We start from the raw sequence: 18,163 nt of genomic DNA, 5'->3' as shown, positions 1-18,163 counted from the left end.
AGCGGTAAATCAGATTTTTTTGCCGCTGCTGAAGCTGCTGAGGCAGATTATTTCGGGTTCGCTCATCTCGAAGTCAGTGCGAGTTGTTACAATAGACTGAATAACCCGATATTTAAACACTCTTTACAGCACCATGGCCGCAGTCATCGAAGTCGAAAAGAAAAAGCTCAAGAAGCCGCCCCTGACCATTTCTTACCTGGGCGATCGCGGCTTGCGTCAGCCCGCAAAACGGGTGGCCAAAATAGATGGCGACCTGCGTGACCTAGTGCGTAAAATGCTGCAAACCATGTACAGCGAAGACGGTATCGGTCTGGCAGCGCCTCAAGTAGCCGTCAATAAGCAATTGCTCGTCGTTGACGCTGACCCTGAAAATGCCGCTGCGCCGCCGCTCGTGCTGATCAATCCTAAGATCACTCGCTACAGCAAGGAGCTGGCGACCGGGCAAGAAGGCTGTCTGAGCATTCCCGGCGTCTATCTAGACGTGGTGCGGCCAACGGCCATTGAAGTCAGCTTTAAAGACGAAGCCGGTCGGCCCGGCAAGCTCAAAGTTGATGATTTGGTGGCCCGCGTCATTCAGCATGAAATGGATCACCTCACTGGCATCATGTTTGTAGACCGGGTGGAGAATGCGATCGCGCTCAATCAAGAGCTTCAGAAACACGGTTTTTCTGCTAGAGACGTAAAAAAAGCTAAATAATCCCAAACTTTCGCTAATAACATACAGCTTGGAGAAAATTCTGTGACCCCAAAAAGCGGTGCATTTCTAGGAATAGCTTGCCTGACGGCGATCGCAGCAGTCGGCTCTATGTTCGAACTCTCATCTGGCGACCCGGACTGGGGCACCGCGCCTACGGCTGTGATTCTGGCCCTCAGCATCCCTGCTGGCATTCTGGCTTTCAGAGCCGCTGTCAAAGATGCCCGCGCCAATATGTAGCGGCAGTTCGCTGCGAGATATAGCAAAAAGCCCCGGTCCAATTGTCTGGACCGGGGCTTTTTAAGGACTGCTAAAAACTACTGACCGTGAGCAGTCAAAGCATGAGCTTATTCATACAGCCAGGGCTTCATCGTCGGCTCCCAACTGCATAGGCTGCCCTCGTCAAACCACAGCTCGATTTCGCTCTTAGCCGTTTCCGGCGCGTCAGAACCGTGAATCAGGTTGCGGCCAATCGTAATGCCGTAGTCACCACGAATCGTACCCGGCTCTGCTTCTACAGGGTTAGTCGCCCCAATCAGCTTCCGCGCCGATGCAATCACGCCATCGCCTTCCCAAACCATGGACACTACCGGAGCAGAGATAATGTAATCTACCAAACCCTTAAAGAAAGGACGCTCTTTATGGACGGCGTAGTGGGCTTCGGCCAGATCCCGCGAAACCGACATCTGCTTGAGGCCCACCAGCGTAAACCCTTTGGTCTCAAACCGGCTGATAATATCGCCGACCAATCCCCGCTGTACCCCGTCGGGCTTGATCATGATAAAACTTCTTTCCACTGCTAAGCGCTCCTAAAACTTGCGTCTGCGAGTAAACCTTTCCTATGCTCAGCAACTGAGGTCGCTTTGTAAAGCCCTGCTCGGCAAAGAGTCGGTAAAGTCGCTATCTAAAAAGAGGTCGAATGCGCTTGACTACCCTCGCACTGCTGGCACTTCTATAGTGATTACCGAGTCAAGGTCGCGATCGCCCCGACTTCTGACAACCGGCAACTGCGCCGTATCGCTACCTGAGGTATCTGTAGCTGGCAGCGCGGTCGGCGCATCGGAGCGCTGACCGCAATCGCGCCGTGAAAGCTGGCGCAGCGTTCGAATTTGCTTGGCGTTGGCCCAAGCAGCCTGAGCCTTCTCTTCGCGGGTGCGCTGCATGTGGGCGCTCTCAGCATGGGCCCAAGCAGCTTCTGCTTGAGCAGTGGCGTGATGCGGAATCTCGCCCGGTACCGTCGCGACATTGAAAACATAGATAATGTCACCACGCAGCGTCGTTTCAAAGTAGGCCGAAAAAGCCTGAGCCTGGGCATTGAGGTAGGCTTGAGCGGATGCGCCGTCAAGCCGACTGTGCATCGCAAAGTCAAGCACGCTGATGCGGCCTTGCTGCCGTTGCAATAGCTGATAAAACTTAGTATTTAGCCGGGCCTGGTGGCGCTGCCGCTGTCGGTGTCGCCTTTGCTGCTGTCGCCATAGCCAGTAGCTCGCTGCCCCCAGTCCAGAGATTGCTAGTACAGGTAGCAGCAGTCGCAATAGCAAAATCACAACCAGGCTGAGCAGACCTAACCCTAGCGCTAAGCGAGATTTGATCTCAAGGTCAGAATGAGATGGCATTGAATCTATATCGATTAAAGGTTTCAAAAAGCTGCCCCTGTACTCTAGTCGCAAGGGTGAATATTGGCTACCTAATAATCTTAAAGGGCTAATTCGGCTAACTGCTCGCTTGATCAGCAGCGTCCGCAAATATTTTGTAAGCAGCGATCGCAATTCTTTCTAGATCTTCGTCCAGTAGCGGCGGCCACTCTACCCGGCTGGTGCGGCTAACTTCAAATAGGTTACGGCTCTCGTACGCGACTAAAAAGAGAGCGTGGGCCAGCTCCCGGTTCAGTGTAGAGCCTCCTTTTAAGCTATCTTGAATGACTTTAAGAGCCAGCAGTAGCGTGGTCACTTGCCCAGGCACTGGCGGCTTTCCCTGACGCAGCCTGCCTAAAAAAGTGTCGTCAGTTTCATACTGGGGGAGGGTCTGGCTGGCGAGCACCTGACGAGCCGTTTCAAAGTCCATCGATCCAAACGCCTGAAAAATCTCAACATAAAATTATAGCAATGCAGGGCAAACGGGGCACCCTGTGGCTATCTAATCAAAACCTACCCTGTGGCTATCTAATCAAAACCTGTTGAAGTCATTTAGGCAAGCTTTACAGAGAATTCATCCTTCAGTCGGTAAACTGCTTAAGAATCGAGTCAGACTGATATAACCTGACGCTGGCACTGCATACTGGCGTTGCGCATACTGGTGTGCTCTCCTGATTTTCTCTATGGCCTACGCTCGTTCGCCCATCCCCGTTCCATTCGTCGATCTTGCCTGGCAGCATCAACCGCTCCGATCAGAAATTTTGGCCATCGTAGAAGCGGCTTTAGATGAAGATAACTACGTCCTCGGCCAGCCGGTTGCCGAGTTTGAAGCGGCCTTTGCCAGTGCTTGCCAGAGCGCTCATGGCGTTGGCGTCGGCTGCGGAACTGATGCGATCGCGCTCGGACTGCGGGCCTGCGGCATCTGCGCCGGGGACGAAGTCATCCTACCGGCCAATACTTTTGTGGCAACGCTGATTGGGATTGTGCGCACAGGGGCGATCCCAGTCTTTGTCGATTGCGATCCGCAGACAGCGCTGATCGATTTAGCGGCAGCAGAGCGAGCGATTACGCCTAAAACTCGGGCCATTGTGCCTGTTCACCTCTACGGACAGATGGTCTCACCAACCGCTCTGCTCGACCTGGCTAAACGCTACAATCTAGTCGTTTTTGAAGATGCGGCCCAGGCTCATCTGGCTGAGCGCGAAGGCTATCGGGCTGGCTCTGTTGGGCTGGCAGCAGCCTTTAGCTTTTACCCCAGTAAAAACCTGGGCGCTCTGGGCGATGGCGGCATGTTGGTGACCCACCAGGCGCTGATCGCGCAAACGGTGCGATCGCTGCGTAATTACGGGGCCACTCGCAAGTATTTTCACACCGATCCGGGCGGCGTCAACAGCCGATTGGATACTATACAGGCAGGCGTATTGCAGCTCAAGTTGCCCTATCTAGAAGGCTGGAACCGCGATCGCAACCGACTCGCTGCTTATTACGACCAGGCGATCACACCGCTCGCTGACTACGGCATCAGACCGATAAAAAACAGCAGCGGTTCGGGCCATGTCTACCACCTCTATGTATTACGAGTCACCACCGATTGCCCCATAGACCGCACCGTTTTACAGCTAGAGCTCAACAGTCAAGAGATTCAGACTGGCATCCATTACCCTACGCCCTGCCACCTGCAGCCTGCTTTTCAGTCTTTAGGCCATGGGCCAGGTGATTTTCCCCACGCTGAGACACTCAGCCAGGAGATTTTGTCATTACCCATGTATCCCGGCCTGACCACAGACCAGCTTGGCCGAGTAGTCAGTGTTATTAAGTCAGCGATCGCCGCTACGCCTGCAACTGCTACGAATCTGACCGTCTGACACCTTAATTTACTCAACAGCGCCCGCTCATCTGCGCCCCTTTATTCCGGCTAATTTCCCATGCTAGCTTCTAAAACCAGACCATCGCTATCGCTTGAAGGAATCATGCTCGGCCTGATTGGCATTCTCTACGGTCCTCTGCTGTGGCACTGGGTAGACGGCTGGCTGAATAAATCCATCAGCATTCAGCACGAATATTTCAGTCACGGGCTGCTAGGAATTCCGTTTGCGGCCTACCTGGTTTGGGAGCGGCGAGCCGCATGGCACAAGCTGCCGCCTCAGATGCACTGGCTGGCCTTTCCCTTACTGCTAGTAGCAGTGCCGTTTTACAGCAGTGGTCTGGTCGATCTGATGAATCTGTCATTGCCGCTGCTGCTAGCGGGTTTGCTCTTAGTGCTGAAAGGCAAACCAGGGTTCAGGCTGCAGTCATTTCCCTGGCTGCTGCTGCTGCTGGCTACGCCCACTCAGCTACCCTACCTGATTGAGCCCTACGTTCTTCCCTTGCAAGGTTTCATCGCATCCGTCGCCGGTTTTATCCTGCAGCAGTTCGGCGTCGATGTCCAAGTCGATGGGATCTATCTATCCGTAAGCAATCAGCTGGTTGAAGTGGCCCCCCACTGTGCGGGTCTAAAAATGCTATTCACCAGCCTTTATATGGGTCTGATACTGGTTTACTGGACAGGTCTCAATCGCTCCCGGCTGAGAACTGGCCTATTCTTCACTGGCATTGTTGCCATTAGCGTAGCGGGCAACATCGTTCGCAATACTGTCCTAGCATTTTTCCACGGCGCTCAAATGACCAGGGCCTTCGACTGGCTGCACGAAAGCTGGGGCGGCGACCTTTACTCAGCGGCTACGCTAGGAATGCTAATTGTCTTAATTCGACTGTTGGAGCAGTACGCACCCGCTAGCCTCAGAGTCAGCGCTACTGTACCCGATGCCCGCTCCCAGGTCTCCCCCCTAAGAAAGTCATCGGCTGAACCAGGTAAAACCGCTGGCAACCCTATCAATACCCGGCCTCATCCGCCTCGACCCGACTACTTCTAACGTCTAGTACTGCCCGCTCTCACCTGTAGCCGCCTGCGCAAAGCAGATTAGCCCTGTGTCTTCTACACTCCCCGATCAGCGCCCTACCAAAAATTCCGTCGTCATGCGGATTGTCGTGGCTGCCCTGGCGCTATTTATAGCCGTGAGCGCCCTACCGCGATATTTCTCTAGCTGGCCTTGGGCGACGCCGCCTCAGCTACCTCACCAGAGCGCCCTGCAAGCTATTCGCGACCAGGGCGTCCCACTGCCTGGCTGGGTAACCGATGAGCAGGTCAAAAATAAGCTCGGTGGCAAGACCTGGTCCATTCAAAAACTATTACCCATTGCTACTGATGGAGACAGTACGGCTGCTCCTGAGAAGAGTGATGCAGGTGTCACATCGCCCGTTTTTCTGCTGTTGCGTCCGCAGATATGGGAAGCAGATCAGCCAGAAGTTGAATGGCTAGATATCAAAGGCTCTCAGCACTGGACTACAGATTCTCATCAAAAATTGTCCTTTGGCGTACCGACTAATCACTCAGAAAATTCTAAAACTGTCCGGATTAGCGGTGATTTCTTCCGTGCATGGGGTCAGGGACAAACCTACGCAGTTTTACAGTGGTACGCCTGGCCTACTGGCGGCAGCGCTTCCCCAGCGCGATGGTTCTGGGCCGATCAAAAGGCGCAGTGGAGTCGCTACGAGAGAATGCCCTGGGTAGCTGTCAGCGTCTGGCTGCCAATTGCCCCACTGAGCGATATTGCGCCGCATCAGGAGACTCTAGAATCTCTTGGTAAAACTTTACAAAAGACGCTGCTACAGAGCGTTTTTACCTCGGCATCTGCACAGATGCCTGGGGGCGGCTTGAGCCGCTATGGGCACAGGGCTCAACTCAAGTCTTGAACCCAAGCCGACTGTTTATTTTGCCCATATAACGCTATCGTCCTGGCTTGTGTTGATTTGATAATAAAGTGAGAAAAGTCTTAGAGATGTGCGTTTTTTAACACTATATTTTACGTGGGTTCGTAAGATGTATTGACCGCCGCGAGTCGCGCTCATAGCCCACATAAATTCGATCAAACAGGTGACAAATCACTTGGTCGCAAGCCCCCTGTCAGTCATTACTAAGCAGTTATGAATAACGGTCTATCAGGTTCCAATAGCACTATCGCGTCCCGGTCTATCGTGACCCGGACAGCCAAACTAATCACCTTCTCGGCCCGCTGTCTAGCAGGTACGCTATGTATTACCAGCCTCATCGGCAGTGCTATACCGGCGCAGGCGCAGGTTGATTTGCCGACGTTGCCCCCGGCAGAGCCCGCTGCACCCGGCGCTACCCCTGTTCAGAATGGGGCTGGCTCTGCTGAGCGATCGCCTCGGCGAGAGGGTTCGGTAGAGCAGGTGCCTAGCTTGCCACCCCAGAATGGCCCCCGGTTTGAACGACCGCTGATAGAACCTAATACCGTCGTCAGGCCCGCTAATCTAGAGTCAACTTTTGATGGCTATCACCTCGGACCGGGAGATTCGATTTTTGTAAGCGTACAGCGCTATCCCGATCTCACCTTTGAGGCTACCCTTGATTTACAGGGTAGAATCATTGTGCCTATTCAAGGCGCCGTGCCGTTTGAGGGGCTGACCCTAGCCGAAGCCGAAGACCGGCTGCGGGGGATTTATAACCAGTATGTAGTTATTCGCGATCCGCGCGACGTTTCCATCACTCTGGTGGCACAGCGCGGGGTGGAAGTGACTATTGTAGGCGCTGTGCAGCGGCCCGGCTTTTATCCGCTCGCCGATCCGAGTGTCGCGACAGCGCTGCTGACTGCTGGTGGCGCGACCCGCACGTCTGACCTACGAGCTATTCAGGTTCAAAGGCAATTGCGACGGGGCGGTGGTATTACTGAAGAAACGGTCAGTGTCGATCTGTTTACCCCCCTAAAAGAGGGCAGTCCGCTACCGAATGTCCGCTTGGAAAATGGCGATGTTGTCGTCATTCCTGAGCTAGATCCTAGTCAGCTAGATGAATATGATCGCTATTTGGTCGCCCGCTCTACCTTAGCTCAGCCGATTATCAATGTGCGCTTCCTCAACTATGCGAGCGGCCGATCTGGGATTGGCACGCTCAATCTTAATAATGGCAGTACATTTATAGATGCAGTTTCGCTGTTGGGGGTCAACCCAGATACGGCCAACCTGGGTGATGTAGCGCTGATTCGCTACGACCCAGAAACAGGCCGAGCAGTCACTGTCAGTCTGGATGCAAAATCCGCCATTCAGGGCGATATCACCCAAAATCCGCCTTTAGAAGACAGTGACATCGTTGTGGTCGGTCGCAACCTCATTGGCCGGGTATCGTTTGCACTGCGAACCATTTCTCAGCCGTTCCGCGATGTCTTTGGCTTCACCAATTTCTTTGAAAACATCTTCAACGACAATAACAATAACAACAGCAACTTTTTCCGCTAGTCAAAGCTGCTTGTAAGCATTCTGGCTTTGACATTACCTCTCTTACCTTTAGTTTGCAGTCGACTTTATGCCTCTGACCTCTCGCTCACTGATCTCTTTGAAGTAGTACCATGGCATCCCCTTTTATCAAACGCTATCTGCTCGCGCTAAACCGCTATAAGTGGCCAGGTTTGTTCACTTTCTTATCTATTTTAGGGGCTTCTAGCGTGGTGGCTTTTCAGCCAGAGCCGCCGCAAGAGTATTACTCAGAGGGCGTGCTGGTCAACAATTCACCGCTGGTTGCTTTTTCAGATACCAGCGCGCAGGTTCAAGATCAGGGGCTTGGCATCATCAATGAGGATTTGCTGCTCTCCGATGTTTTGCTCAATGAGGTATCTGCTGAACTGCGATCGCTGGGCATTGACCTTACCCCCGCAGAACTGGTAGAAAGCACGCGAATTGCAGTGGTCTCGCCTGATGAGGAAGAAACAAGTCCCGGCCTCCGCCAAAGAGTGACGGTGCGCTTTGTGGGCCAAAACCCTGAAGTCACTGAGACTGTACTGAATGTGATGTTTCAGGCGATGGTGGAGCTAAGTCAGGCCACCAACCGAGCCAGACTAGGGGCGATCACGACGGAGCTTGATAAGCGTTTACCAGCCATTGAGGCTGACCTGCGCGAGACTGAACAGGACTTAGAAGCCTATGACCGGATCGAAGGACCGGCCATTCAAGCTTCTATTGATGGCAGTCTGCTCAGCGGTATTACAGGTAGCCAGCAGGAGCAGCGCAACAACCTGATTACGCTGGCAGGGATTGACGCGCAGATGCGCAGCATCCAGTCGCAGCTAGGGATGACGCCCGACCAGGCTTACGCATCATCAGCGCTGAGCGCCGATCCATTGGTTGCTCAGCTACGAGCCCAGATCTCTGAAGCAGAAACTCAGCGGGCGCTGTTGAGAAGTCAGGGACGCAGAGATAGCTTTCCGGCTGTAGAAGAGCTTAACAACAACCTGGCGACCTATCAGCAGCTTTTACAGCAGCGAGCCTCAGAAGTGCTCAGAGGCGATGGCAATGTAGCGCCGATACCGAGCGGCACCCAGACTAATCTGGATCCGGCGCGGGCCGCGCTGGCAAATCAGCTAGTAGCGCTTGACACTCAGCGAGATGCCTTACTCAGTCAGCAGCAGGTGCTGGGCCAGTCAGCTCAGGCCCTGCGGCAGCAGTATGCTGACTTGCCAAATAAGCAGTTAGAGCGCAATCGTCTAGAGCAGCAGGTAGCGCTACGACGGGCGCTGTATGACCGACTGCAGGCTAGCCGGGTCGATGCGGAAGCTGCCGCCGCTGAGACGGTGAGCAGCTTGACGGTATCGAACCCGCCATTTACCGTGCCCAATGAACAAGATCGGCCTGCACCGATAGTCATCTTGCTAGCAGGAGCACTGACCGGCCTGATTGCGGGCGGTGGTGTGGTCTATCTACTCGATATGCTTGATGGCACGGTACGCACTGCTGAAGAGCTAGAGGAGATGTTGCAAGACCAAGAAGTGCCTATGCTGGGTATTATTCCGGCGATGAAGACGCGCTCTGCCCGGGCGGTGCCGATACTGGTGCAGCCTGATTCGATCTATCACAACAGCTATGAGCGGCTTCTGAGTCGGCTGCGCTTAGTGGGTAATGAGGAGAGCTCGATTGGGCCTCGGATGATTGTCCTGACCAGCACTCGCTCCCAGGAAGGGAAGAGTGTGAGTGCGTATAATTTGGCGATCGCCTCTGCCCGAGCCGGCAGGCGTACCCTGCTAGTGGAAGCCGATTTGAGATCGGGGTCTAAAGCCGAAATACTAGGACTGGGCATCGACCCGCAGACCATCTTAGAGCCACTGCGCTACTACAGCGGACAGGTCGGCAACAATGCTCAGATGATATCTCAAGTTGAGAACCTGTACGTCTGTCCGTCACCGGGTCCACAGAGTCAGCCCGCTGGCATCCTTGAATCTAGTGAGATGCAGCGCTTCTTAAAAGATGCTCGCTCCCGCTTTGATATGGTAGTTTTAGATACTCCGTCCCTCACCCGCTGCGACGATGCCCTATTGCTAGAAGAGCAGACCGATGGGATTGTGCTGGTTACTCGGCCAGGAATTACCGAAAAAGCCGTTCTTGCGACGGCTCTTGAAGAGTTAGAGCTGAGCGACGAGGTACGACTGCTAGGCGCTGTTATCAATGCGGTAAGTATGAGTACTGCGCAAGCCGCAGACTTAGGCGATAGGACGGTAGACGACCCGGCTACGCTATCTCGTGAGCCAGAATTTAGCGGTGCGCCGTCTGGACGGATTGACTTCTAGCGGTTAGTTTTTAGTAGATAATAGTCAGGAACTATGTTCAGCAGAGCCTGATCGAACTTCGCTACAGCTAAGTTTGGGCAAGATGATCTTAGGCGGTTACATCGTCGTAGGATAAGCTGTGGCAGGCAGCGCTGTCCTGATTGATGACAGTCAGACTGACGCGGTTTTGTGTGTAACCAAATCCTTAATTTGAAGAGATGACAACTTACTACTACGTAGTGGCTAGCCAGCGCTTTTTGCTAGAGGAAGAACCCTTTGATGAGGTTATAAAGGAGCGCTATCGCCATTACCAATCGCAGGAAAGAGAGATTGACTTTTGGGTGATTAAGCAACCTGCCTTCTTAGAAGCGCCCGAACTGGCCAAAGTCAAGGCTAGTTGCCCCCAGCCGTCGGTAGCTGTAGTCTCTACCAATCAAACGTTTATAACCTGGTTAAAGCTGCGCTTAGAGTATGTGGCAATGGGTGAATTTGAAGCGCCCTCGGCTGCTATTCCAGAGGCGCTCGCCTCTCTGGAAGCAGCGGCGTAAGGCAGCTTGCTCAGCCCCTCTCAACCTCTACCCATTAGCCATGCCATTTTATCGTCCGTTCTGGTTTACCTGCTTGCTCGGTGCGGCACTTAGCTATCCGCTGCTGCAGCCGCTGCACGCCATAGCACAGTCGGCGCTGCCAGCTTGTCCGCCGCCGGCTAGTCAGGAATATCTGCTGCTGGTTAGGGGCAAGACGGAAGCAGAGCGAGCTCAGATCGCCTCGGTCTTACCCTCTGACAATACGGTGTTGGTCTGTCAATACTTAGATGAGGTAGTGGTGCGGGCAGGCGGATTTACCAGTCTGGAGACGGCCAATGCTTGGGCCACCTATATGACCACGGTGGCGGGCTTTGAGAGCTTCGTCTCAAGACCAGCAGCAGCAGAGCAGGTAGCAGCAGCTAGCACCACCACTGAAGTCGGAGGCGCTAGCAATGGTGATGGGGCCAATGAGGCTACCTACCAGCCTCAACGACTAGGGGCTGGCTATGCGGTGCTTGTAGAGTACGGCGATCGCCCGGAGGTGGCGACGACGGTAGGCCAGGTGGTCAGACCGGTCGGTTTAGCCGTCTATCAGCAGCGTTCCTATTTGCTGGCTGACTACACAGGCGATGCTGATAGCGCAGCGATTACTTTGCAGCGGTTGAGCGATGCTCAGCTAGCAGCTATTTTGGTGGATGCTCAACAGGTAGTGCGGCTATCTGCTGAGGTGGCTCGCTAAGTTTGAGTTTGGGGCTGGCTGTGCGATTCTCCTGATGATCACCCTGCCTAAGCAGCGGGCGCGGCTAACCAGGCAATGACGACACCCAGCGCTGAGCCGACAATGACTTGAACAGGGGTATGGCCCAGCAACTCCTTGAGCCGATCCTGGTTGAATTCGGCATGCTCTTGAAATAGCTCATCCAAAATTTGGTTGAGGACTTTCGCTTGCTTGCCTGCCGCCTGCCGAACGCCCGCTGCGTCGTACATGACAATCACCGCAAATACAGAGGTGACAGCAAAAGCGGGCGTGTTCCAGCCGATGGTTTGCCCGACTCCGCAGGCTAAAGCGGTAACCAGGGCGGAGTGAGCGCTGGGCATACCGCCGGTTTCAACCAGCACTCGGGGGTTAATAGAGCGGTGCTGAGCAAATTCAACAATCAGCTTCAGGGCTTGAGCGGTGATACAGGCAACAAGGGCTACCCACAGTACGTGATTTTGAAAGATTTGATTGAAGTCCTGCATGAGTCAGTAATACGGGCCGGTAAGCGGACAATTTGTGAAAAACAGGCTCAGTAGGCGTGGGTATCAATGGGTGCGAGCGGTGATGTAGCGGGCGATCGCCATCAGCGGCAGCGCCCTATGATCAAAACCAGCGAGTTCGGCGTTGGCCTCGCTCACGAGCTGCTGAGCCTTGCGCTGCGAAGCTTCTAACCCCCACAGGCTGGGGTAGGTAGCCTTTTGCGCGGCGACATCTTTACCCACTGTTTTACCCAGTGTCTCTGCGGTGGAGGTGATATCAAGCACGTCATCGACGATCTGAAAAGCCAGCCCGATCCGCTGGGCATAGCGGCTAAGACGCTCTACGACGAACGAGTCAGCCCCAGCTAAAATCGCCCCAGCGGTCACTGAGACCTCTAGCAGCGCCGCTGTTTTATGCATGTGGATATAGGTGAGGGTCTGTTCATCGACGGCGGTACCTTCAGAGGCAAGATCGACAATCTGGCCGCCTACCAGCCCGTCTGCGCCGACGGCTCTTCCCAGCTGGGCAACCACCTTTAAGATCTGTTGAGGCTGAGCGCCACCCTGACCTTGAGGGGTTTGGGTAGCGATGAGTTCAAAGGCATAGGCTAGCAGCGCATCGCCTGCTAAGACGGCGACATCCTCACCGTACACTTTGTGGTTGGTCAGCTGGCCCCGGCGATAGTCGTCATTGTCCATCGCTGGCAGGTCGTCGTGGATGAGCGACATCGTATGCACCATCTCTAGGGCGCAGGCGGTAGGCATCGCGATCGCCGGGTCAGCGCCGAGTAGCTCACAGGTAGCCAGACATAGAATGGGTCTGAGTCGCTTACCGCCTGCCATCAGCGAATAGCGCATCGACTCGTAGATGGTTTCAGGGTAAACCACGGGCAAGATGCGATCTATCGCGGCTTCGACCTGCGATCGCCGGTCAGCTAAATAGCTTTTGAGGTCAAAGGTGCTAGGGCTATCAAGATTTGTAGTCACCATGGGAGGCTAGTAGAGAGGTTGGATTTTAAGCGATAGATTTGATTTGCAGGCGATCGCAATAGCTGGCGATCGTATTTTCTAGCAGCATGGTCACCGTCATCGGGCCAATCCCGCCGGGTACCGGGGTAATCGCAGCCGCAATCGGTTCGACTGCGGCAAAATCGACATCGCCAACGAGCCTGGTTTTGCCGCCGCTAGGTTTGCCGCTGCTAGGTTTGCCGCCGCTAGGATCATTTACCAGGTCGGGCACCCGGTTGATCCCCACATCAATGACAGTCGCACCTGGCTTAACCATGGCTTGGCTAACAAAGTTAGGAATGCCAACAGCTGCTACTAGAATATCGGCTGAGCGCGTGACTTCAGCTAAATTCTGGGTTTTTGAATGGGCTAGAGTGGGGGTAGCGTTTGCCGCTAACAGCAGCAGCGCCATGGGTTTGCCCACTAAAATGCTGCGCCCTAGCACCACTGCCCGTTTGCCCGCCAGGGGAATGTGATAGGCATCGAGCAGTCGCATGATGCCAGCAGGTGTGCAACTGCGCAGACCGGGCTCGCCTCTGACTAGCCGACCCAGATTGATCGGATGCAGACCATCGGCATCTTTCTCAGGATCAATCAGGTTGAGCAGGGCGGTCGCGTCTAAGTGGTCTGGCAGCGGTAGCTGTACCAAAATACCGTCTACCTGTGGGTTTTGATTGAGCGCCAAGATTTCATCGGCGATCGCCTGCTGCGAACTGTCCGCCGGCAAGTGCTTTCCGAGCGAAGCGATACCCATGCGTTCACAAGCTTTTTCTTTATTGCGGACATAGGCCATGCTCGCAGGGTGATCCCCCACCATCAGCACAGCCAGGCCGGGCGGTCTGCCATGGTTGGCCTGCCACGTCTGGATACTGGCCAAACGGTCGGTTTGAATCTGTTTCGCGAGAGCTTTCCCGTCGAGGAGTTGAGCCATAATGTTAGAATCAGCAGACCTCATATCGAGGAGGCCGAGCAAGCAGCTAGGGCAGCTAGTCAGAGGATCAGCATGACCAGGGCATTTGCATGAGAGTACTGAAACCAGATTACCAAAGCGCTGTAGAAAAAATCTGATTTGGTTGGGCCTTTCCCCGATGTATTTCCTCTGATGTATTTCTTCTGGAATCGTAGAATCTATTGACCGATACCAGTCGTGGGAGCATTCATATGAAGCCTCGTTTTGAGCTGTCTAACATCGTCAGCAGGATCACGCTGCGCTCAGTTCAGCATCAATCAGTTTTGATGCTTTGCGGTTTGATACTCAGCGGCTGTACCACAACTGAAATGCAGCTGGAAGCGCCACTCAATACGCCCATTCCGCTGCCCGCTGTTCTTCCGGGTCAATCGGCGATCGCCATCGACTCGCTAGCGGCTGACAAACAAGATGAAACCGTCGTCGTTACGGGAACCGTAGCCCGGCGAGTTCCCCTTTTAGCAGGCTGGCTTTATCTGCTGCAGGATGAGACGGGTAGCCTTTGGGTGATGACTCAGCGCCCCGCAGCGCCTGAAGTGGGTGATCAGGCGACTGTAGAAGGGCTAGTACGCTACGAAACCATTGCGGTCGAAGCGATTGACGCCAGTGAAGTTTACTTAGAAGAGCAGTCCTATCGCCAGATAGACAGCTAGCCGGGATGACTATCTACTCAGAGCATCCCATTACTCGCACGAGCTTTGGTCTAATTGACCAGGAAGTAGGCTCCCATCACTTTACTGCAGCTGAGTACGCGGTGGTACGGAGGGTGGTTCATACGACGGCTGATTTTGACTTCATGCAGCTAATGCGTTTTAGCGGTCAACCCTTCAGCGCGGCTATGAGGGCTTTTCAAAAAGCTCAGCCGATTATCACCGATGTGTCTATGGTGGCAGCGGGAATTGGCACGGTGGCCGCTAAAACCTGGCAGTCTCCAGTAATGGTGGCAGTACAGCAGTCCGAGGGTTCCTCACCTACCCAAACGCCATCTGTCTCAACGCTGCCCGTAAAGACTCGCAGTGCTGACGGTATGCGAGTTTGCGCTCGCGCCTATCCGGAAGCCATTTTTGCTGTGGGCAATGCGCCCACAGCGCTGCTGGCGCTCTGCGAAGGAATCGCGAATAGTGACTGGCGGCCTGCGTTAGTGATTGGGGCACCCGTTGGTTTTGTCAACGTGGTGGAATCTAAGCAAGCGCTGGCCGAGCTAGCGGTGCCTCATATATTGGTGACCGGACGTAAGGGCGGCTCCGCAGTCGCGGCAGCTATCTTAAACGCGCTGATGATTTGGGCCTGGGAACAGTCACTGTGAATATTACTAAGTGCCACTGATGCCGGATCAATCTGAGTTCGATCAAGCGTTACCGGTTATTCAGGTAGTTGGCGTAGGGCTTTCCGGCGCTAAGAGCCTATCGACCGGTGTTCTGAGTCTGGTAGAGTCAGCCACTCTTTTAGTGGGCGCTCAACGTCATCTCAATGCCTTTGAGCGGAGTGATACGGCTATAGAATCTTGGCCGCTCGGCAATTTTACTCAGGTGTTTGCTGACTTGCGATCGCGCCTCCAAGCCCATCCCAAGACCCGCGTAGTCGTATTAGCGTCGGGCGATCCGCTATTTTTTGGCATTGGGCGGCTGCTATTGACGCTATTTCCGGCTGAGCAGCTGGTCTTTCATCCGCAGGTCAGCGCGATGCAATTAGCATTTAGCCGGCTGAAGCTGCCCTGGCAAGATGCCACGCTGGTCAGCGTGCACGGACGGAGCGAGCAGCCGCTGATGCAGCCGCTAAAAAGAGGCGATGCCAAAATTGCTGTGCTGACCGATAGCGTTTTAACGCCTGGGGCGATCGCTGCCCTGATCACCGCGCTCGATTTGCCAGTGCGCTATGGCCTGTGGGTCTGTGAAAATTTAGGTGACGATGCGCGTGAGCGGCTCAGCGTATACTCGCCCGACCAATTTGAGCAGCTCCAGCAGCAGACCTTTGCCCCTCTGAATGTCGTTGTGCTGCTACGTCAGCCAGATGAGACAGATAGCCCGACTTCTCAAAAACGCCTGCCGCTAATTGGCCTACCAGACGCCGCTTTCAAAGGGTTTCCTGATCGCCCAACGCTGATGACTAAGCGGGAAATTCGGCTGCTGATTTTAGGAGCTCTAGCCCCCCTAGACGGACAGACGATTTGGGATATCGGCGCAGGTACCGGGTCAGTCAGTATAGAGCTCAGTCGGCTGTGCCCCAACGCCCGTCTTTACGCCATTGAAAAAACCGCCATGGGAGCGGCGCTGATTGAGCACAATGCTCAGCGACTGGCGATCGCCCCTATCAACGTCGTTCACGCGCAGGCTCCTACAGCATTAGATTGCCTACCGCAGCCAGCACGAGTCTTTATCGGTGGCAGTAGCGGCCAGCTCGCAGCCATTCTCAACCTGCTGAATCACCGAATGCTAACAAATTCAGCTGATTCTAACGCCCCAGCAGACGCTCGTATCGTGCTCGCCCTAGCAACCGTAGAACACCTCAATCAGGTCATTAGCTGGGTGAAGTCAACACCTGAAAACACCTGGCAATATCAGCTCACTCAAATCAACATTTCGCGTTCGTTGCCTATTGGGCCGCTAACTCGGTTTTCGCCGCTAAATCCAGTGACGTTAGTGACGCTATACCCACACCTTACCCAGCCAGCTCAATGACGTTACTCAGCCGCCTCATCAACATCATCATCTTTGGTGTGGCCGAGCTGTTCGAGCTTGATATGCTTGTAGCCCAGCTTGATTTGAAACTCGTCTCCAGGCTTGAGCCCCATCTCTTGAGTGTAGGTAGAACCGATCACAATTTGGCCGTTTTTATGAACACTCACCCGATAAGTTGGTTCGCGTCCCCTACCGTCTTTTGAGCCTTCAGGATTCAGGGAAATGCCTTTCGCTTCTAGGAGAGCATTGTAAAAATCAGCTAAGTTAGCCCGAACTTGATTATCTTTGGTCAGCGTGTAGTAGCCACACCCCTGCGCCCTTTCTCTCTTAGACAGATGAGCTAGCTCGTCAAACTTTTGAAGTAGTGCTTTCCCCTTTAGCGGCACATTTTTTTCAGCCATGATCTTTGAACGTTAACGCTTGAAAGTTTACAAAAAGCTCTGTGGGGATACCGCTCGCCTGTAGTGATTCATGCGAGCGCACGAAAAAATATTATATAACCGCAACAGTCAATAGAAACTGTAGTGAAATTGCAGTGCGGCAGATAGAAACATATATCGGCATCAATATATATTTCAACCCCCAGCGACAGAGATTTAGCCCAGAGCGGCTGTCGGATCAGCTGCTCGTCACCTCTAGTGCACTTTGGATCCTTCTTAGGCCATACTTAAATTGTTATAAAGCAAATATTCTAATTTTCTATTCTATTTTTTTGCTGTCATTCTAATTGCCTTAGGTTATATCTTTAGATGCTAGCGAGCAACCTATTAATTTGCCTATCTCTTGTAGAAGGTTTTATCTATACGAAGCAAGTTAGACCCTAACAGCATTATTTTTCTAACAATTCTTATAGGATGCTTTCAGCTTAATGAATGTAATCTGACGAATCGAGCTTTGTCCAGGGTTGATCTAGCGTGTAATAAGATATCAATACAGATGCAATCCTATCTAGCTATTTTATGACTACATCACCGCCAAAAGACCAGCCTACTCAGCCAACCTCGCCAAATGACGCACCGCCTAGCTTTGGATGGACCCGGTACGCTGAGCAAATTAACGGGCGGTTTGCCATGATCGGGTTTGCTGCTTTGCTGGTAACGGAGTTTCTGACCCGCCAAGACTTCTTTACGTGGATTGGGCTCCGCTAAGCGTCAGGTTAGCCTTGGGCGTTGCCCTGACGGCGGCCACTAAAAAAGGAGCAGAGTGTGCAATACACCTTACTCCTTAACCAGCAAAGGCTTGTCAGATGAGCCCCGTCAAAAATAATAATATCTGGTGAAGTGAGATAGCCTATTCGCTAGCGACCCACTCCTAGCAACGCTGCTACGCTATGCACAGCTAGACCTGTGAAAATCTTAAGAATAGATCTACGCTAGACCTGTGTTCGCGCCCTGACGACCAGTAGCCAGTTCTACTTTGACAATCGTACCGCCCATCTTTTGGATGCGCTGCTGCTCTTTAAACCAATTGTCGTAAGGAACTAGCTTTGTAAAGTAGGTGTTCTGTAGCTCGCGCTGAGTGCGAATCCTGGTTTGGCTCGGAACGCAGGCAGTCACTTTAAACATTCGCATAACAAGGGGCCTCTCTGGTATCTGAAACCTGAACTTTTTGAATTCAAACGCTATCTAGAAGTCTGATAAGTCAATGCTAACCAATCAAAGCCTCTCAGGTAATAAGAAGGGTTCAACGCCTCCTTCTGCTAAGCCTTTAATTTTCTAACACTCACCCCAGACTTCTAGACAGAGAAAGTTAGGATCATCAAAAATC

At 53.4% G+C, this 18,163-nt stretch carries 21 protein-coding genes; 13 read left to right on the top strand and 8 right to left on the bottom strand.

Translation table 11 applies throughout. The features are described from left to right. The first annotated feature begins 133 nt into the window (after nucleotides 1–133). On the top strand, nucleotides 134–697 hold the full coding sequence (def, locus tag CKL79_RS06100) for a peptide deformylase (protein ID WP_121968704.1): 564 nt from the start codon (nucleotides 134–136) through the stop codon (nucleotides 695–697). A gap of 42 nt (nucleotides 698–739) precedes the next feature. Next, the gene (locus CKL79_RS06095) at nucleotides 740–934 is read left to right on the top strand and encodes a hypothetical protein (RefSeq protein WP_121968703.1); all 195 of its coding nucleotides are present in this window, start codon (nucleotides 740–742) and stop codon (nucleotides 932–934) included. Nucleotides 935–1,041: 107 nt separating this feature from the next. Here the strand turns inward: CKL79_RS06095 and ndk are convergent, their stop codons facing one another. The 3 genes from ndk to CKL79_RS06080 form a co-directional block, all read right to left on the bottom strand. Next, nucleotides 1,042–1,491, bottom strand: coding sequence for a nucleoside-diphosphate kinase (gene ndk / locus CKL79_RS06090; RefSeq protein WP_121968702.1), 450 nt, complete (start codon nucleotides 1,489–1,491; stop codon nucleotides 1,042–1,044). Between the two features lie 132 nt (nucleotides 1,492–1,623). Further along, on the bottom strand, nucleotides 1,624–2,310 hold the full coding sequence (locus CKL79_RS06085; protein WP_121968701.1) for a hypothetical protein: 687 nt from the start codon (nucleotides 2,308–2,310) through the stop codon (nucleotides 1,624–1,626). A 97-nt stretch (nucleotides 2,311–2,407) separates the two neighbouring features. Then, the gene (locus CKL79_RS06080) at nucleotides 2,408–2,758 is read right to left on the bottom strand and encodes a Dethiobiotin synthetase (RefSeq protein ID WP_121968700.1); all 351 of its coding nucleotides are present in this window, start codon (nucleotides 2,756–2,758) and stop codon (nucleotides 2,408–2,410) included. Nucleotides 2,759–3,011: 253 nt separating this feature from the next. On the opposite strand from CKL79_RS06080, the gene CKL79_RS06075 reads away from it, so the two are divergent. From CKL79_RS06075 to CKL79_RS06045, 7 genes are all read left to right on the top strand, one after another. After that, nucleotides 3,012–4,193 (top strand): DegT/DnrJ/EryC1/StrS family aminotransferase, encoded by a 1,182-nt coding sequence (locus tag CKL79_RS06075; protein WP_121968699.1) that lies wholly within the window; start codon nucleotides 3,012–3,014, stop codon nucleotides 4,191–4,193. A 60-nt stretch (nucleotides 4,194–4,253) separates the two neighbouring features. Beyond that, the gene (gene crtB, locus CKL79_RS06070; RefSeq protein WP_121968698.1) at nucleotides 4,254–5,240 is read left to right on the top strand and encodes a cyanoexosortase B; all 987 of its coding nucleotides are present in this window, start codon (nucleotides 4,254–4,256) and stop codon (nucleotides 5,238–5,240) included. Between the two features lie 55 nt (nucleotides 5,241–5,295). Beyond that, complete coding sequence (locus tag CKL79_RS06065; RefSeq protein ID WP_141242161.1) at nucleotides 5,296–6,120, top strand: cyanoexosortase B system-associated protein; 825 nt, start codon at nucleotides 5,296–5,298, stop codon at nucleotides 6,118–6,120. A gap of 282 nt (nucleotides 6,121–6,402) precedes the next feature. Next, nucleotides 6,403–7,680: a polysaccharide biosynthesis/export family protein gene (locus tag CKL79_RS06060; RefSeq protein ID WP_205879013.1), complete on the top strand. Its 1,278-nt coding sequence runs from the start codon at nucleotides 6,403–6,405 to the stop codon at nucleotides 7,678–7,680. 110 nt (nucleotides 7,681–7,790) lie between these two features. Further along, nucleotides 7,791–9,998 (top strand): tyrosine-protein kinase domain-containing protein, encoded by a 2,208-nt coding sequence (locus CKL79_RS06055; protein WP_121968695.1) that lies wholly within the window; start codon nucleotides 7,791–7,793, stop codon nucleotides 9,996–9,998. Between the two features lie 197 nt (nucleotides 9,999–10,195). Continuing rightward, on the top strand, nucleotides 10,196–10,525 hold the full coding sequence (locus CKL79_RS06050) for an MgPME-cyclase complex family protein (RefSeq protein ID WP_121968694.1): 330 nt from the start codon (nucleotides 10,196–10,198) through the stop codon (nucleotides 10,523–10,525). Nucleotides 10,526–10,565: 40 nt separating this feature from the next. Further along, nucleotides 10,566–11,243: a hypothetical protein gene (locus CKL79_RS06045; RefSeq protein ID WP_121968693.1), complete on the top strand. Its 678-nt coding sequence runs from the start codon at nucleotides 10,566–10,568 to the stop codon at nucleotides 11,241–11,243. 47 nt (nucleotides 11,244–11,290) lie between these two features. On the opposite strand, the gene CKL79_RS06040 is transcribed toward CKL79_RS06045, so the two are convergent. From CKL79_RS06040 to folD, 3 genes are all read right to left on the bottom strand, one after another. Next, nucleotides 11,291–11,746 carry a divergent PAP2 family protein gene (locus CKL79_RS06040; protein WP_121968692.1) on the bottom strand — a complete coding sequence of 152 codons (456 nt, stop codon included), beginning with the start codon at nucleotides 11,744–11,746 and terminating at the stop codon, nucleotides 11,291–11,293. A 63-nt stretch (nucleotides 11,747–11,809) separates the two neighbouring features. Next, nucleotides 11,810–12,733: a geranylgeranyl diphosphate synthase CrtE gene (gene crtE / locus CKL79_RS06035; RefSeq protein ID WP_121968691.1), complete on the bottom strand. Its 924-nt coding sequence runs from the start codon at nucleotides 12,731–12,733 to the stop codon at nucleotides 11,810–11,812. A gap of 25 nt (nucleotides 12,734–12,758) precedes the next feature. Then, nucleotides 12,759–13,682: a bifunctional methylenetetrahydrofolate dehydrogenase/methenyltetrahydrofolate cyclohydrolase FolD gene (gene folD, locus CKL79_RS06030; RefSeq protein WP_121968798.1), complete on the bottom strand. Its 924-nt coding sequence runs from the start codon at nucleotides 13,680–13,682 to the stop codon at nucleotides 12,759–12,761. A gap of 230 nt (nucleotides 13,683–13,912) precedes the next feature. Here folD and CKL79_RS06025 point away from each other — a divergent pair, with 230 nt between their 5' ends. From CKL79_RS06025 to cbiE, 3 genes are read left to right on the top strand one after another with little or no spacing between them, the layout of a single operon-like run. Next, nucleotides 13,913–14,371, top strand: coding sequence for a hypothetical protein (locus tag CKL79_RS06025; protein WP_121968690.1), 459 nt, complete (start codon nucleotides 13,913–13,915; stop codon nucleotides 14,369–14,371). Between the two features lie 5 nt (nucleotides 14,372–14,376). Then, complete coding sequence (locus CKL79_RS06020) at nucleotides 14,377–15,024, top strand: precorrin-8X methylmutase (RefSeq protein ID WP_121968689.1); 648 nt, start codon at nucleotides 14,377–14,379, stop codon at nucleotides 15,022–15,024. 19 nt (nucleotides 15,025–15,043) lie between these two features. Beyond that, a complete protein-coding gene (gene cbiE / locus CKL79_RS06015; RefSeq protein WP_121968688.1) occupies nucleotides 15,044–16,396 on the top strand; it encodes a precorrin-6y C5,15-methyltransferase (decarboxylating) subunit CbiE in 1,353 nt (450 codons plus the stop codon). Nucleotides 16,397–16,398: 2 nt separating this feature from the next. Here the strand turns inward: cbiE and CKL79_RS06010 are convergent, their stop codons facing one another. Further along, complete coding sequence (locus CKL79_RS06010; protein WP_121968687.1) at nucleotides 16,399–16,797, bottom strand: AbrB family transcriptional regulator; 399 nt, start codon at nucleotides 16,795–16,797, stop codon at nucleotides 16,399–16,401. 558 nt (nucleotides 16,798–17,355) lie between these two features. On the opposite strand from CKL79_RS06010, the gene CKL79_RS06005 reads away from it, so the two are divergent. Next, a complete protein-coding gene (locus CKL79_RS06005; RefSeq protein ID WP_121968686.1) occupies nucleotides 17,356–17,544 on the top strand; it encodes a chlorophyll a/b-binding protein in 189 nt (62 codons plus the stop codon). A 219-nt stretch (nucleotides 17,545–17,763) separates the two neighbouring features. On the opposite strand, the gene CKL79_RS06000 is transcribed toward CKL79_RS06005, so the two are convergent. Further along, nucleotides 17,764–17,967: a phycobilisome linker polypeptide gene (locus CKL79_RS06000; RefSeq protein ID WP_121968685.1), complete on the bottom strand. Its 204-nt coding sequence runs from the start codon at nucleotides 17,965–17,967 to the stop codon at nucleotides 17,764–17,766. Between the last annotated feature and the right edge of the window lie 196 nt (nucleotides 17,968–18,163).

This window comes from Leptolyngbya sp. BC1307, from assembly GCF_002286735.1.
Taxonomy (GTDB): domain Bacteria; phylum Cyanobacteriota; class Cyanobacteriia; order Phormidesmidales; family Phormidesmidaceae; genus Phormidesmis.
This window is presented reverse-complemented; position numbering and strand designations above follow the sequence as displayed.

What these genes read in the sequence shown, in the direction of transcription:
- def (WP_121968704.1), top strand. Translation starts at nt 134, where the DNA reads ATGGCCGCAGTCATCGAAGTCGAAAAGAAAAAGCTCAAGAAGCCGCCC.
- CKL79_RS06085 (WP_121968701.1), bottom strand. Translation starts at nt 2,310, where the DNA reads ATGCCATCTCATTCTGACCTTGAGATCAAATCTCGCTTAGCGCTAGGG.
- CKL79_RS06080 (WP_121968700.1), bottom strand. Translation starts at nt 2,758, where the DNA reads ATGGACTTTGAAACGGCTCGTCAGGTGCTCGCCAGCCAGACCCTCCCC.
- CKL79_RS06075 (WP_121968699.1), top strand. Translation starts at nt 3,012, where the DNA reads ATGGCCTACGCTCGTTCGCCCATCCCCGTTCCATTCGTCGATCTTGCC.
- crtB (WP_121968698.1), top strand. Translation starts at nt 4,254, where the DNA reads ATGCTAGCTTCTAAAACCAGACCATCGCTATCGCTTGAAGGAATCATG.
- CKL79_RS06055 (WP_121968695.1), top strand. Translation starts at nt 7,791, where the DNA reads ATGGCATCCCCTTTTATCAAACGCTATCTGCTCGCGCTAAACCGCTAT.
- CKL79_RS06050 (WP_121968694.1), top strand. Translation starts at nt 10,196, where the DNA reads ATGACAACTTACTACTACGTAGTGGCTAGCCAGCGCTTTTTGCTAGAG.
- CKL79_RS06045 (WP_121968693.1), top strand. Translation starts at nt 10,566, where the DNA reads ATGCCATTTTATCGTCCGTTCTGGTTTACCTGCTTGCTCGGTGCGGCA.
- CKL79_RS06040 (WP_121968692.1), bottom strand. Translation starts at nt 11,746, where the DNA reads ATGCAGGACTTCAATCAAATCTTTCAAAATCACGTACTGTGGGTAGCC.
- crtE (WP_121968691.1), bottom strand. Translation starts at nt 12,733, where the DNA reads ATGGTGACTACAAATCTTGATAGCCCTAGCACCTTTGACCTCAAAAGC.
- folD (WP_121968798.1), bottom strand. Translation starts at nt 13,682, where the DNA reads ATGGCTCAACTCCTCGACGGGAAAGCTCTCGCGAAACAGATTCAAACC.
- CKL79_RS06025 (WP_121968690.1), top strand. Translation starts at nt 13,913, where the DNA reads ATGAAGCCTCGTTTTGAGCTGTCTAACATCGTCAGCAGGATCACGCTG.
- CKL79_RS06020 (WP_121968689.1), top strand. Translation starts at nt 14,377, where the DNA reads ATGACTATCTACTCAGAGCATCCCATTACTCGCACGAGCTTTGGTCTA.
- cbiE (WP_121968688.1), top strand. Translation starts at nt 15,044, where the DNA reads ATGCCGGATCAATCTGAGTTCGATCAAGCGTTACCGGTTATTCAGGTA.
- CKL79_RS06010 (WP_121968687.1), bottom strand. Translation starts at nt 16,797, where the DNA reads ATGGCTGAAAAAAATGTGCCGCTAAAGGGGAAAGCACTACTTCAAAAG.
- CKL79_RS06005 (WP_121968686.1), top strand. Translation starts at nt 17,356, where the DNA reads ATGACTACATCACCGCCAAAAGACCAGCCTACTCAGCCAACCTCGCCA.
- CKL79_RS06000 (WP_121968685.1), bottom strand. Translation starts at nt 17,967, where the DNA reads ATGCGAATGTTTAAAGTGACTGCCTGCGTTCCGAGCCAAACCAGGATT.